The organism is Clostridia bacterium (genome assembly GCA_036562685.1).
Lineage (GTDB): Bacteria > Bacillota > Clostridia > Christensenellales > DUVY01 > DUVY01.
Genome location: DATCJR010000083.1, coordinates 1 through 14043, shown reverse-complemented (window position 1 = coordinate 14043; position 14043 = coordinate 1). Strand labels below are relative to the sequence as shown.

Sequence of the window (14043 nt, the reverse complement as noted above, 5' to 3'; positions counted from 1 at the left end):
GCTTTATATTTTGCTTGATTTGCTTTTGATAAAACATTAGCTTTTAGGTTTTCTCTTATATTTTCAAAAAATCTTCTCAAAGCTTCTGTCTTTAAAGCGGCAGCGCGATATTCAGATGATTGGAAATATGTTTGCTTTGCTTGGTCGGTGCCGAATTCGATAATAGAATAATCAAAAATGGGACCTCTGCTGCCTTCGGGTGTCCATTTTTCTTCATCTTGTAGAATGCCGTTTTCATCAACTTCATATTCCACATCTTCGTCTTCTTTAGGAGCATATGGATAAGTCAAAGTCGGATAATCGGGTTTTAGATCTTCACCTTTACCGCGTTCATAAATAGGTTCTTCATATTCTTTGGCAATTTCTTTTTCGTAGCTATAAATGACATCATCAATAGTGTCATAAACATTTTGCCAAATTTCATTTATTTCGGATTGTTTTAGTCTTATTTCATTAGACTTTATCAGCTTTTCAGCTTCTATCAGCAAAAGTTCTCTATCAACAAGCTGTTCAAGCAAGGTATCATAAGTCTGCTTTACAGTATAGCCATAATTTTGAATATATGTTGCACCATATTGGTTAAAGATATTGGCAAGTTCAAGCTTGCTAATAACTTTTTCTTCTGAAGTGAAGGTATCTTTTTTATATGATCCGTCTGATTGCAGAACTTGAATAGGGATAGTTTTGGATGCTATGACAGCAACCGGTTCAGCCATATCCTTATCTTCGTCTAAGACAAATAACGAGCAACCCGATAATATACTAAGACCGAGCACTCCACATAATAATATTGTCAACAGTTTTTTTATCATATCATCTCCGACCTTTGGTTACATTTTGCAGTATCTTATATTATACTTTTTTTTACACGCTAATGCAATTATTTTTTCTTGTATTTGTCTTTTAGCGTATCCAAAAACCTATAAATGTTTTTATACACATCAGTTTTGATTTTAACAATGGGCTTTTTGGCTATATCAAGCAGGCAAAACGATTTATAAGTATTTACAGTATCTATAAGTTCAGGCGTTATCTCGTCAAAAATTATTTCGCCTTTTGTCTTTTGCATACGGATAACTCTAGCTCTAGCGGCGACGCCAAGTCCTTTATATAGTCCTATATTAACTAGATTTTCAACTTCTCTAGGAATAGAACCAAAAACATCTTTGATTTCTTTTATAACATCAATTCTGTCTTGAGGATTTTGAATAGCTGATATCTTATTATATAGTCTCATTCTTACTTCGCTATCAGTTGTAAATTCATCAGGAATATAAGCATCAAAATCGGCATCAACGCGGCATTCAACGATTTCTTGAGTTTGATCATTGTTAAGCTCGGCTCTTGCCTGATTGAGAAGTTTTGCATAAAGCTCATATCCGACCTTTTCCATGTGACCGTGCTGTTTTCTTCCCAAAACCGTACCTGCGCCTCTTATTTCAAGGTCCTTTAACGCAATTTTGAATCCGCTTCCAAGTTCAGTAAATTCCATTAACGCTTCTAGTCTTTTGTATGCTTGAGAAGACAACTCTTTATCTGGCGAAAAAGTGAAATAAGCATATCCAAGTCTATTGCTTCTGCCTACTCTTCCTCTTAATTGATATAACTGACTTAGTCCAAAGCGGTCAGCATTGCATACAATCAAGGTATTGGCAAGTGCAAGGTCTATGCCGTTTTCTATAATAGTTGTGCAAACTAAGACATTGGTTTCGCCGTCATAAAATCTTTTTATTGCACGCGAAAGTTGTTCTTCGGGCATTGTTCCGAAGACAACTTCAACATTGGCGTTAGGCACAAGGTTTTTAACTTTGGCGGCAAAGCTGTCAATAAATTCTGAACGGTTATAAACTATAAATACTTGACCGCCTCTTGATAATTCTCTTATTATCGCATCTTTGATAAGTCCGTCAGATAACTCTGTTACATAAGTTTGAATAGGCAATCTCTCTGCAGGAGGAACGCTTAATAAGCTTATATCTCTTATTCCGGTTAGCGACATATGCAGGGTGCGTGGAATAGGCGTTGCAGACATAGACAGCACGTTTACATTTTTTTTAAGAAGCTTTATTTTTTCTTTGTCTTCCACCCCAAAGCGCTGTTCTTCGTCTAGTACCAAAAGCCCCAGATCTTTGAAAACTACATCTTTAGACAACAGTCTATGTGTTCCGCAAAGAATTTGAACTTCTCCGTCTTTTACCTGCTGTAGAATTTTTTTGATTTCCTCTTTGGATTTAAAACGGTTTACTACCTCTACCTTGACACCCCATTCTTTCATGCGCTCTTGTGTGTTTTTAAAATGCTGTTCACTCAAAATCGTAGTAGGTGCCAAAAACGCAACTTGACGGCCGCATATCGCGGTAGCAAAAGCCGCACGCAAAGCAACTTCGGTCTTGCCATATCCGACATCTCCGCACACAAGCCTTTCCATGACCTTTCCGTTTTTCATATCATTCAAAATCTCATCAGTAGCGCGTCTTTGGTCAGGCGTTTCGGTATAAGGAAATGCCGCTTCGAACGCTTTCATCAATTCATCATCGATTTCATAAACAAAACCTTTTTGCTGACTTCTTTCGGCATATAAGGTTTGCAAGTCAAACGCCATTTGCCTTAGATCATCTTTTACTTTTTGCTTGATCTTGGCAAACTCCACTCCGCCCAGCTTAGACAGCTTGGGTGTTGAACCGCTGTATTTTGAAAGCATGTCGGTTTGTTCGGTAGGAACATATAAGGTATCACCGTCGCGATATTCAAGCACAATATAATCTTTTGTGCCCAAAGTTCCGCTTATTCTGGATATGCCTTTACAGATACCTATACCATGTATAAAGTGAACAACATAATCGCCTTCTTTTACCTCAAAGAACACATCCTTGGCTCTTGATGGAGTAAGTGTACTTTTTTTGGTAAACAGATCGTCATTGCCGATTAATATAAATTTGTCTTGATGCCATGAACAGCCTATGACGGCATTGGCGATTGCGATTGCTGATTTGCCGGTCTTTAAAAAGTCATCAGGAATGTTATTAGTGATAGACAAAAACAAGCCTTTATCGCGGATAGAACTTTGCAACACATTGGCAAGTTCGCGGTCTTTTGCGCAAAGCAGAACATGATAGCCGTTTTGCTGCCAGATTTTTAGATCTTGAACAAGTTCTTCAAAATTGCCTGCATATCTTGTGATAGGCTTTACTTGAAAATTATATATTTCATCAGGTTCAAAGATTTTGTTAGCTGAGATTATTTTGTGAAATGAAAGCTTATAGAAATCTTTATACAGCTCAAAAACTTTTTCTTTTTGTATAAACTGTTTTTGTGCATCAGAAAAGACTTCTCCTTGGGATAAAAGCCCTTCTATTCTTGAATAGTGTTCGTTATATAAATTATTAAAAGCATCAAATATTAATTTTGTTTCATCATAAATAATTACAGTGTCCTCAGGCAAAAGCTCGCTTAGAGGGCATCTTTGAAGCATATATGAAATATATTGAAAAGAATTATCTAAAGACCTGGATTCTAGCTTGAACATAAGCTCTTCGATAATTCGGTTTTGACGCGCTTGCGGATCAGGATCAAGATTTTTTGTCCGCTTTTTTGGAATCTGGTCAATAAGTCTTATATAAGTTTGTTCATCTAAGAAAAACTCTGTAACCGGATACACTGTTACAGTCTGCAAATTTTGGTTTCTTGTCTGACTGCTGGGTGAATATGTCTTTATGCTGTCAACAGTATCTCCAAAAAACTCAATTCTTACAGGCTGCCCTGTAATAGGATATATATCCAAAATATCTCCGCGCAGCGAAAAAGTGCCGGGCGTGCTTGCCAAGCTCGTTCTTTTGTATCCTCCGCCCAAAAGAACAGATAAAACGCGGTCTAAAGATAATGTCTGATTTTGATTTATGGTAAGAGTGTGTTCTTTTATATCTGATGCTAATGGGAACAGTTCGCACAAAGACTGTATGCTTATTATAAGAACGTCTAAAGTGCCGCTGATAAGTTTGTTAATTGCGTCAATGCGGTTAAAAAAGATTTCGTCCGAACTGCCTTGCTTATAAGTAAGCACATCTGGCAAAGCAGGCAAAAGCGCAGCATTGCATAATGAGGAAACTTTGTTATATACGGTGGCGGCGGAATAATAATCCGAAGTTACGTATAAAACAAAGTTCTCAAAGCATGAAGTCAAATAAACTTTTTCGCCCAAAGACACGCCAAATAGCGAGGCAGAAATGCCTCGCGATACTTGTTGTGCGATTTTTTGGGCTTCGCACGGTATAGGTAAATTATATTTTAAGGGCATATTTTTGTTACGATTAGCTTATCCGTTATATTTTTGCATTACGGTGTCAAAAGGAGTGCCGTTTAGCCACTCTATAATACCGTCGCTCGCACGCATTATTGTGTCAAACATTGTTTGACGCATATCTGAGGGTATGTCGGATAATACATAATCAGCTAATGATATGTTAGGAGGTGCGCTGCCTATTCCTACCCTTAACCTTTTGAAGTCTTGGGTTTTGAGGCAATTGATTATGTTTCTCATTCCGTTATGTGTACCCGCACTTCCCGAAGTCCTTAAGCGTAACGCCCCAGCATGTAGATCACAGTCATCATATACGACCAATAGATCATCAGGTGTTGCATCAAAGGTTTCAAGCAACGATATCACAGCCTCGCCGCTTAAGTTCATATATGTTTGAGGCGTAGCCAGAACAAATTTTTCGCCTTTTAGGTTAGCTTCAGCTATAAGGCTTTTGCATCTGGACTTTTTGATTTTTACATCAAGCTTTTGTGCTGTGGCTTCAAGCACCATAAAGCCCATATTATGAAATGTCCTAAAATATTTTTTATCCGGATTTCCCAGCCCTACAACTATCTTCATATCTTATTCATACAATCTGCTCAAAGGCAAATCCATATATATGCTTTCAATAGCTTCTGCAAAAATGGGTGCCACGCTTACCATTCTGAATTTAGGCAGATTTTCAAGATTTTTGCGTTCTATTGTATCTAAAACTGTAATCGTTTTTATTACAGAATTTTCCAACTTTTCTACTGCTTGTCCGCTCAATACAGCATGAGTGCAGCAAGCATGTACTTCGGTAGCGCCTGAATCCATAAGAGCTTGTGCAGCCTGGCAAATTGTTCCGCCGGTATCTATCATATCGTCAACTAGCAGGCAAGCTTTGCCTTTTACATCGCCGATAATATTCATTATTTCAACTGCATTGGGTTTGGGTCTGCGCTTGTCCACTATCGCTAAGGGTGCATGCATTTTTTGTGCCATTGCTCTTGCTCTTGCAACGCTGCCCATATCGGGAGATACAACTACAAAATCATTCTTTAAAATTTCTGATTTCAAAAGTTCGTTGCAAAGAACAGGTGTGCCTAAAAGATGGTCCACAGGAATATCAAAGAAGCCTTGAAGTTGAGAAGCGTGCAAATCCATAGTGAGCACTCTATCTGCACCTGCACTGGTGATAAGATCTGCAACTAATTTGGCTGTGATTGGATCTCTTGCACGGGCTTTGCGGTCTTGACGAGCATAGCCGAAATAAGGCATAACCGCAGTTATTCTGCCAGCAGAAGCACGTCTTAACGCATCTATGATAATAAGCAACTCCATTAGATTATCGTTAACAGGCGATGATGTGGATTGAATTACAAAAACATCGCAACCTCTTACGCTCTCCATGATGTGAATGTTAATTTCGCCGTCTGAAAATCTTCCGACCTCAATTTGACCCATTTGTAAATTTAACTTTGCGGCGATTTTTTGGGCAAGTGCAGGACATGCGTTGCCTGCGAAGAGCTTAACATTGTCGTTGTGCGAAACCATTGAAAAATTAGTCCTCCGAATTTTTTCTCTTGTAGCCTGGCTTGTTGACTTGACGCGCACGTGCAATTGCCAGGCTATCTTGCATTACGTCGTCAGTTATGGTTGAACCTGCAGCGATTAAAACATTATCTTCTATTACTACAGGTGAAACTATATTAGTATTGCTGCCTATAAAGACATTGTTTCCTACTTTTGAGAAGTGTTTTTTTACACCGTCGTAATTACAAAAAACTACTCCGCATCCTACATTGCAGTTTTGACCAAGTTCGCAATCGCCCAAATATGTAAGATGGCTTACCTTAGTATGGTTGCCGACGCGCGCTTTTTTGACCTCAACAAAATCGCCTATGCGACAATTTTCACCTATCACGCTTTCAGGACGAAGATAAGCAAACGGACCTACAGTAGTATTATTTCCAATAATACTATTGTTAATATTAGATGATTTTACCGTTACATTTTGCCCTATGGTGCTGTCCGCTATGTAATTTCCGTCAAACAAAGTTACATTATCTTTGATTACTGTTTTTCCTATGAGATGGTTGTTTGGATAGACGGTTACGCCCGTTCCTATTTCAACACTGTCATCAATATATGTGGTATTAGGGTCCAAAAAATAAACCCCGTTAAGCATATGACGTTCTATAATACGCTGATGCATAACCTCATTTATCAAAGATAAGGTCTTAAAATTGCCCGCAGTTAAGAAATCATCTTGGCATGAAAAATAATGTCTTTGGGCTTTTTGCATTTCTTCTAAAGGCGATTGGCAGTTTTTACGAATTACAAAACCTCTGGTCATTTTTACGCAATTTAGAGATTTGCTTTCTATTAACTCCAAAGCCTCTAAAACTGTCTTGCGGGTGATAAGAGGAGTATCAGAATACAAAACAACTACGTATTTACAGTCAAATTCCAAAGAGCTTAATGCACTATTTATTTGCTCATGTTCTTTTTCGTTTTGGATAATATCAGCATAAATAAAGGGCTCTTCAACAAAAACTGAAGATACCCATTCTATCATAGATTTGCCCCAAACCTTAAGCTCGTATGAAGGGCTACGTTTAAAACTAGGATGATCTATCCTTAAAATAACACCGCAAAAGTCAGAAAACATAATTTTATTTTATTCCCTTTACAAATTATTGTCAAACGATACACATTATTATGAATTAGATTATCAATAAGGTTATTTTTCACGCAAGCGTTTGAAAAAATCCGTAAGCAGTTTTGCGCATTCTTCCTGTAAGACTCCGCCTACAACTTCTGCTCTGTGATTAAAGCGTGTATCTTGAGGTAAATTGAATAATGTACCGCAGCAACCAAATCTGTAATCAGTTGCTCCAAAAACCACCTTTTTAAGACGTGAATTAATTATTGCGCCCGAACACATAACACACGGTTCCATCGTTACATATAGCACGCATCCGTCAAGATACCAAGTTTTTAATTTTTTGTTTGCACGTCGTATTGCTACAACTTCGGCATGAGCGGTGGCATCATTATGTTTTTCTCGTTCATTATGCCCTTTTGCAATAATTTTACCGTCTTTTACTATTACAGCGCCAACGGGCACATCCTTGGTTTTTTGAGCTTTTTTTGCCTCTTTTAATGCAATCCGCATGTATTCTTCATCTGTCATGAGTGTATTAAGACCTTTAAAACTTTCTTTATAAAAAATATAATAACACAAACGCGCCGTTAAATAACAGCATTTTTTTTGAAAGAAATTTTATAAAAATAGCAGTTAACCAAAAACAGCTTTTGCCTGGTTTAACGCAAACATAGGGACTTCTTTGTTTAGTTCCCAATCTTCTTCCAACGCTATATAGTCTATTGGATAAGGATATGATGCGTCAACCGTTTCTATGGTGTAAGCAGGAATAAAAAAGTTCTGAATACACCAGTCTTTGTATCCTCCTGCACTTCCCAATGTTCCGTCTATAAGTGTATAAGTTGTAAGATTAGACAATCCGACGCCGATATTATAATCTCTTGTTCTGTTAGGCTCCTGCTGATAAAATTCCCAATAAATTTCTTGCCCTTTTGTATGATAACTTATTGTAATTTGTGGATAAACGCGTCCTGTTATATTCATAAGCGCTTGAGTTTCAGGTTCAGAAGCAGGATATGGTCCTACATAATCTGACGGTGAAGGTACAAACACATTTTGCACTCCTGTTCCCCAGCGTGCTGGAAAGTTGGTGTTTAGGTCAACTGCATTGATATTGGCTTTCCACAAAGAAAAATCTGTACTTCCCTGATTGACATCAAGAAGAAACTGATGACGGTTTTGGGGTACTTCATCGAGCCCAAATTGTGCAAGCATTACACCGTCAATATTTACCATAGGCACAAAATAAATTCCGCCCCCAAAATTTGTTCCATATCTTCTCAGCGCATAATAAATTTGCTCAATTATTAATTGCGAAGTTATATGTTCTCTTGCATGAATACTGCCCTGAATGAGAATTTGATTGGGAGTATAATCGCCTATATGTAAGCATGGAATAGGTCTGCCCAGCACCGTATTACCTATATATAATACATCTGCCCCCATGTTGGATAAATAACCAATATCTACTTGAAGGTCATAATACGAATACATAGTATTTTATATGCAAAAGATTGTATTTGATGTGAAAAAAAGCGTGTTATAAAAAACACGCTTTAAAATTAATAATCCTTAGTGAAGAACATATATTGCTTATCAGACTGTAGCGGCAGCCATTCATGCCCAAAATTTGGATATATAACAAGGTCTTTTTTTGAAGTTATTTTATTGTATGCCGCAAATTGACAAGACGGCGGACAAACATTGTCCATAAGTCCTATAGACCACAGCACTTCAGCTTTTATTCTGGGCGCAAGATACTGCAAATCTATATATCCAAGTTTTTGCCATATAGGTTCAATAAGTTCTATAGTAGGCGCAAAATTCCGAATATAAAATGTTAATTCTTCATAAGCGTTGATTATCAAATCCATTTCGTATACTCTTTTATAATCGCACAAAAATGGATAAACAGGCGCAATTTTTTTGATTAAATTAGGAGCTAAAGCTGCGCAAGCCAAAGTCAAAGCTCCGCCTTGCGATCCTCCCGCTGCATAAATCCTATCGGGGTCAACATCGTCTAGCGTTTGAGCAATTCTTGCCAGCATCGCAGTATCTGAAAATATATATCTGTAAAGTAATTTTTCAGGGCTGTCGTCTATACCTCTTATAATGCAACCCTTTTGTGTTGTACCTTTTACAACATTGTTATCTTCAGACTTGCCGCCTTGTCCGCGCGTGTCCATAGCCAACACAATAAAGCCTGCGTTGGTGTAAACTGTTTTGTCCGCCCAGTCGCCGCTATGTCCGCCATAACCATGGAACATAAGGATAACAGGACATTTTTTGTCAATCTTTTTGGGCCTTAAATATTTTGCATAAATTCTTGCATTGCCCAAGCTTGTAAAGTACAAATCATAGCATTCAGCATTTACTGCTTCAAAATCCCTGCAAGGCATAATTTTGACATCGGGATCAATAGAATCAAGCTCTTTTAGTGTTTTGTCCCAAAACTCATCAAAATCATGGGGACGCGGATTGATACCTTGATACTTTTTTAGTTCATGTAAAGGCATGTCAATAATAGGCATAAATTCCCTCTTATAATTTATTTATATAATCATACAGCGTTTGTGATAGAGATATAAACTGCTGTATGCTCATATCTTCTCCACGTATGTTAACGTTTATATTTAAAGAGTTTAGTATGCTTTTAAGTTCTTCTTTACTAAGATTAAAGTCTGTGGATAAATTGTTGATAAGCTGTTTTCTACGCATGTGAAATGCGCTTTTAACTACACGCCTAAAAAACTTTTGATCTTTTATCTGATAAGAATTTGGAGTAAAATGCACGATGCATGAATCAACTTTGGGCGGCGGAACAAACATCTCTTTTTTTACGCGTCTTAATATTTTTGTATCGTATTTCGAATTAATTCCTACCGTAATTGCGCCGTATTCTTTTGATCCCGGCTTAGCGGTTATTCTTTCACCGACTTCGTATTGCACCATTATAGTAATGCTATTAGGCGCGTGCGCAAAATCAATCAACTTAAAGATTATTGGTGAAGTAATATAATAAGGAATATTTGCAATGACTTTATAATCTGCGCCTAAAATATCAATTATGTCTTGTTCTTGGGATTTCAAAAAATCTTCAAAGATAATCTCGACATTGTCAGCATTTTGTAAATTATTTTTTATCAAAGGCTCTAAAGTCTGGTCGATTTCGTACGAAACAACCTTGTTGGCATTTTCACTCAAAGCCTTGGTAAGCGTCGCAGCGCCTGTGCCGATTTCCAAAATGTTATCAGTTTTGTTAATGCCAGCGTCTGCCACAATAGCCTTCAATAGATTACCATCTGTCAAAAAATTTTGACCAAATTTTTTTTCTAATATTTTTCCATTAAAATCCATAACTTATTAATAATGATAGCATTTTATTTGAGGTTATGTAAAACAAAACATAAACAAAACATTAACAAAAGTTTCAGGTAGTTTTATACGCTTTACTCAACTATTTCAAAATGATATAATAACTTAGACAATAAATTATCAAGGAGATTATTTTGGACACTACATTAAAGCAATTTTCTACTGAAAACACATCTTCAGTTTCCAAGAATTTTAGTCTTTATGTAAACGGACAAAATCTTCAAGCAAACGCTCATTATACATTTTTTAAAGAAAAAGAAGTATTGATGCTTCCTGTAGGCTCAATTTCGATGTTTTTGGGTTATCAGGTGGAATATAATCACAAAGACAAATACACCAAAATCTACAAGTCAAGCTATTTTGATTCTGATGCAATCTTAATCAGGTATTCTTTTGCTGAAAATAACGATTTGGTGTTTTTTTATTATTCAAAAGGATCAGAATATTATTCAATAGATATTCCTCCTGAAGTTATCAATAATGAGCTTTTTGTTCCTGTAGATTTCTTTGAGCAAGTTTTAGGCTGTAACGTAACTGTAACGCATAACGGCAATATCACTATAAATTCATTGAATTAAAAAATAACGGCTTATCAAGCCTTCTATAAAAGAAAGCAAGAAATCAAGCCGTTGTTTTTTTATGTCAATTGTTTACCCAAATAATTAGATGCGGACACCGCAACTTTTAATTCCATATCAGTCAAAACTTTATCTTTAGACAACAATACAACTGCACCATATACGTCTCCTGCTGCGATTATTGGAGATATTATTTGGGAGCGGTAATTGCTGTCATCAAATTTTACCGAAACTATTTTATCTGTAGAAACATTGAGTACAGTTTTTCTGTTTTCTATGGCGCGTTCTAATTCGCCAGTAATATTTTGTCCCAAGTATTCTTTTTTTGACAATCCGCTTACTGCGACGATAACATCTTTATCGCATATAATTACACCAGTTTCTACGGTTTCAGAGATCGAATCAGCCAAAAAAACAGCATAAGCTTCTACGCTTTCCATAGGAGAATATTTTCTCAAAATCAATTCGCCGTCGGTATCTGTAAATATCTCCAAAGGATCGCCCTCACGTATTTTCATGGTGCGTCTTATTTCCATGGGTATTACTACTCTGCCTAATTCATCAATTCTTCTTACTATACCTGTTGCTTTCATTTTCACACTCCTTGTATATATAGTAATTATTATTTGAGACCAAAAATATACACCATAAAAATACTATAAATAAAAAAACCGCCAATAATTTTTGGCGGTAAAATTTAACATTATAAAAAAAGCTAAGACTTAATCAAATTGATTATATGCCCTATACTATCCATATATGATGGTTTAGCAACTGAAGAAACTGCTCCTATAATTCCAAGTACTATTCCACTAAAGACAGACAATACCAAGGCGACAATAGCAGTAATCAAACAAGTTTTTGCGCTATTTGGACGATATTCTTTCCAGACCAAATAAAGAGCAAACCCTATAAACGGTTGCAGGAAACTGATTAATATTGCAAGACATCCGGCATCATCTACTCTGGATTGATAATATTGCTGAGGCTGAGGCTGTTGAGGGGAACTATAAGTAAATTGAGGTGTTTGCGCAGGTTGCGGATTTGATTCAACAGGGATTCTTGTTCCGCAATTTGTGCAAAATACACTGTCATCAGGTATTTGTGTAAGACAAACAGGACACTTCATTTTCTCTCTCCTATATAATTAATATAAATAAAAACCAAATAGACACAACAACACAAGCAATCAAAGCAGATAATTGTGTCATCTTGAGATATATTATGCTTTCAGGCTGTTTTCTAAAGTTGAAATATATAAAGATCCCGATCAAGAAACATAACACGCATAATATACTAAGCCAGATATTGGCTTTTTTAAATTCAACTTTATTTTCTTTAAATTTTTCGGGTACGGTATAAAGATCAATTCCACAATAGGAACAATACTTGCCTTCACCGCTTCTCCCACAATTTATGCAGTAATTCATATTGATCTCCCAAATACAAGTATAACATTTATATGCAAAAAAACAAATAAAATATTAGCCTATTTTATTAGTTGCTGTGAAACAGAATTTTGATCATTGTTAAGATTTAATTTTAGATTAACTACCGTACCAACTCCTGGTTCACTGCTTATCAAGATTTCTGCGTTATGCACATCAGCGATTTTTTTAGCGATAGACAGACCTAATCCAGAGCCTGTTCCCCGCGAGCGGGCTTTGTCGGCACGATAAAACCTTTCAAATATATGAGGAAGGTCTTGCTTTGAAATTCCTATGCCGTTATCTTGAACAACCACATAAGCAAATTCACCGTCTGTGTAACAGCTAAGCTTTATTTCTCCGTTATCCGCGGTATATTTTATGGCATTGTCTATCAATATTCTTATAAGCTGCTTTATTAGTTCTCTATCCGCATCAATAGTAAATGCCATCATTTTGCCTGTGGATAATATTCTGTTATTGCACGTCCGCTGGGCATCTTTCATAATTTCTTCAAGCAGATCATTTAAGAAAAAGTTTTCAATTTTTAAATTGGCGGTCTTGTTGTTAGTTCTTGCCAAAAACAAAAGCATTTCAACAAGGTTTTTCATATGTTGAGTTTCTTTGAATATTGCATCCACGGCTTCATCCAAAACAGCTTCGTCTTTTTTACCCCAGCGTTTGAGCATATCGCTGTAACCTTGCAAGACCGCGATAGGCGTTTTTAATTCGTGCGAAGCATCGGATACAAAACGTTCTTGAGCTTCAAACGATTCTTGAAGGTTGTCCAGCATTTGATTTAATACTTGAATAAGTTCTTTTAACTCGCCTGTCGCTTTGCCTTCGTCAAGCCTAGCAGTAGAAAGATTATCCCTTGTTATTTTTCTGGTTTGACTGATTATTTTTCTTATAGGCGACAGCAATACCCCGCCAGACAAAATGCCTACAATAAGCTGTACCACCAAACAAAGAGGAATAATAGTATAAACAGCAGTTTTTAGCCTTAACAAAAGATAATAATCAGAATCAATGTGTCTGCCCAAATAAATTTTGTAGGTGTTGCCGCTGTTATTCTGCACCTCTCCAGCATAATACATGATTTTGGTCTCAGTAACGACTTTTTTATTAAGAGGCGTGTTTAACAATAAAGCATAGCTTTTGCTTGTTTGAGATAAATTGGTCCACAGTAGCTCATTATCATGACTAAGAACTGCAGCCTCAATATTAGCGGCTTTTAATTCAGGAGCTTTGCTCACCAAAACTTCTTGATCGTATTCTTTATATAAATCACTGGCGATATAGCTGTAATAATGCTTTAATTCCGAAATGTGCGGAGTAAGTACGGACTGTTCTGTAATAAAGATTATCAATATAGACAGAACGGTACCAAAAAAGGTAAAAATAACGGCATTAATCATCGTCATTTTTGCCGTTACATTATAATTAAACCAAGCGGAAAATTTTTTGAAAATTTTTGCAATTTGCTTGGGAACAAACAGCAAAGCGGTTAATAAAGTAGATAAAAACCGTTTCCAAAAAGATTTTTTATTTTTTATTTCAATGTCAGCGTCCAATTTAGGTTCCTAAAAAAATTATTCGTCTTTTAGTATATAACCTGTGCCTCGTAAGGTTTGAATATATTGAGTACCGAACTTATAGTCAATCTTACTTCTAAGATATCTTATATATACATCGACTACATTAGTTTCTCCATAA

The 14043-nt window shown here is 36.4% G+C and carries 15 protein-coding genes; 1 reads left to right on the top strand and 14 read right to left on the bottom strand.

The features are described from left to right. The 9 genes from VIL26_03645 to rsmA form a co-directional block, all read right to left on the bottom strand. The coding region (locus VIL26_03645) for a hypothetical protein (GenBank protein HEY8390027.1) at window positions 1-812 on the bottom strand (812 nt) is incomplete at its 3' end. A gap of 68 nt (window positions 813-880) precedes the next feature. Further along, window positions 881-4294 carry a transcription-repair coupling factor gene (mfd, locus tag VIL26_03640; GenBank protein HEY8390026.1) on the bottom strand — a complete coding sequence of 1138 codons (3414 nt, stop codon included), beginning with the start codon at window positions 4292-4294 and terminating at the stop codon, window positions 881-883. 18 nt (window positions 4295-4312) lie between these two features. Beyond that, window positions 4313-4876, bottom strand: a complete 564-nt coding sequence (pth, locus tag VIL26_03635; protein HEY8390025.1) for an aminoacyl-tRNA hydrolase — start codon at window positions 4874-4876, stop codon at window positions 4313-4315. A gap of 3 nt (window positions 4877-4879) precedes the next feature. Then, entirely contained in the window at window positions 4880-5833 is a 954-nt protein-coding gene (locus VIL26_03630; GenBank protein ID HEY8390024.1) for a ribose-phosphate pyrophosphokinase, read from the bottom strand. A gap of 7 nt (window positions 5834-5840) precedes the next feature. Beyond that, complete coding sequence (locus VIL26_03625) at window positions 5841-6950, bottom strand: DapH/DapD/GlmU-related protein (GenBank protein ID HEY8390023.1); 1110 nt, start codon at window positions 6948-6950, stop codon at window positions 5841-5843. Between the two features lie 72 nt (window positions 6951-7022). Further along, window positions 7023-7475, bottom strand: a complete 453-nt coding sequence (gene tadA / locus VIL26_03620) for a tRNA adenosine(34) deaminase TadA (GenBank protein ID HEY8390022.1) — start codon at window positions 7473-7475, stop codon at window positions 7023-7025. A gap of 105 nt (window positions 7476-7580) precedes the next feature. Next, window positions 7581-8441: a M14 family zinc carboxypeptidase gene (locus VIL26_03615; GenBank protein ID HEY8390021.1), complete on the bottom strand. Its 861-nt coding sequence runs from the start codon at window positions 8439-8441 to the stop codon at window positions 7581-7583. Window positions 8442-8509: 68 nt separating this feature from the next. Next, window positions 8510-9478, bottom strand: a complete 969-nt coding sequence (locus VIL26_03610; GenBank protein ID HEY8390020.1) for an alpha/beta fold hydrolase — start codon at window positions 9476-9478, stop codon at window positions 8510-8512. A gap of 10 nt (window positions 9479-9488) precedes the next feature. Further along, complete coding sequence (gene rsmA / locus VIL26_03605) at window positions 9489-10304, bottom strand: 16S rRNA (adenine(1518)-N(6)/adenine(1519)-N(6))-dimethyltransferase RsmA (GenBank protein HEY8390019.1); 816 nt, start codon at window positions 10302-10304, stop codon at window positions 9489-9491. Window positions 10305-10456: 152 nt separating this feature from the next. Here rsmA and VIL26_03600 point away from each other — a divergent pair, with 152 nt between their 5' ends. Then, window positions 10457-10900: a hypothetical protein gene (locus VIL26_03600; protein ID HEY8390018.1), complete on the top strand. Its 444-nt coding sequence runs from the start codon at window positions 10457-10459 to the stop codon at window positions 10898-10900. Between the two features lie 59 nt (window positions 10901-10959). Here VIL26_03600 and VIL26_03595 read toward each other — a convergent pair whose 3' ends face one another. The 5 genes from VIL26_03595 to VIL26_03575 form a co-directional block, all read right to left on the bottom strand. Then, window positions 10960-11493, bottom strand: coding sequence for a stage V sporulation T C-terminal domain-containing protein (locus tag VIL26_03595; protein HEY8390017.1), 534 nt, complete (start codon window positions 11491-11493; stop codon window positions 10960-10962). Window positions 11494-11615: 122 nt separating this feature from the next. After that, window positions 11616-12029: a zinc ribbon domain-containing protein gene (locus VIL26_03590; GenBank protein ID HEY8390016.1), complete on the bottom strand. Its 414-nt coding sequence runs from the start codon at window positions 12027-12029 to the stop codon at window positions 11616-11618. Window positions 12030-12039: 10 nt separating this feature from the next. Then, on the bottom strand, window positions 12040-12330 hold the full coding sequence (locus VIL26_03585; GenBank protein HEY8390015.1) for a hypothetical protein: 291 nt from the start codon (window positions 12328-12330) through the stop codon (window positions 12040-12042). Window positions 12331-12389: 59 nt separating this feature from the next. After that, window positions 12390-13901, bottom strand: a complete 1512-nt coding sequence (locus tag VIL26_03580) for a HAMP domain-containing sensor histidine kinase (protein ID HEY8390014.1) — start codon at window positions 13899-13901, stop codon at window positions 12390-12392. Between the two features lie 18 nt (window positions 13902-13919). Beyond that, on the bottom strand, window positions 13920-14043 hold a 124-nt coding region (locus VIL26_03575), incomplete at its 5' end, for a helix-turn-helix domain-containing protein (GenBank protein ID HEY8390013.1).

What these genes read in the sequence shown, in the direction of transcription:
- rsmA (HEY8390019.1), bottom strand. Translation starts at nt 10,304, where the DNA reads ATGGATTTTAATGGAAAAATATTAGAAAAAAAATTTGGTCAAAATTTT.
- VIL26_03630 (HEY8390024.1), bottom strand. Translation starts at nt 5,833, where the DNA reads ATGGTTTCGCACAACGACAATGTTAAGCTCTTCGCAGGCAACGCATGT.
- VIL26_03610 (HEY8390020.1), bottom strand. Translation starts at nt 9,478, where the DNA reads ATGCCTATTATTGACATGCCTTTACATGAACTAAAAAAGTATCAAGGT.
- VIL26_03595 (HEY8390017.1), bottom strand. Translation starts at nt 11,493, where the DNA reads ATGAAAGCAACAGGTATAGTAAGAAGAATTGATGAATTAGGCAGAGTA.
- tadA (HEY8390022.1), bottom strand. Translation starts at nt 7,475, where the DNA reads ATGACAGATGAAGAATACATGCGGATTGCATTAAAAGAGGCAAAAAAA.
- mfd (HEY8390026.1), bottom strand. Translation starts at nt 4,294, where the DNA reads ATGCCCTTAAAATATAATTTACCTATACCGTGCGAAGCCCAAAAAATC.
- pth (HEY8390025.1), bottom strand. Translation starts at nt 4,876, where the DNA reads ATGAAGATAGTTGTAGGGCTGGGAAATCCGGATAAAAAATATTTTAGG.
- VIL26_03585 (HEY8390015.1), bottom strand. Translation starts at nt 12,330, where the DNA reads ATGAATTACTGCATAAATTGTGGGAGAAGCGGTGAAGGCAAGTATTGT.
- VIL26_03590 (HEY8390016.1), bottom strand. Translation starts at nt 12,029, where the DNA reads ATGAAGTGTCCTGTTTGTCTTACACAAATACCTGATGACAGTGTATTT.
- VIL26_03615 (HEY8390021.1), bottom strand. Translation starts at nt 8,441, where the DNA reads ATGTATTCGTATTATGACCTTCAAGTAGATATTGGTTATTTATCCAAC.
- VIL26_03625 (HEY8390023.1), bottom strand. Translation starts at nt 6,950, where the DNA reads ATGTTTTCTGACTTTTGCGGTGTTATTTTAAGGATAGATCATCCTAGT.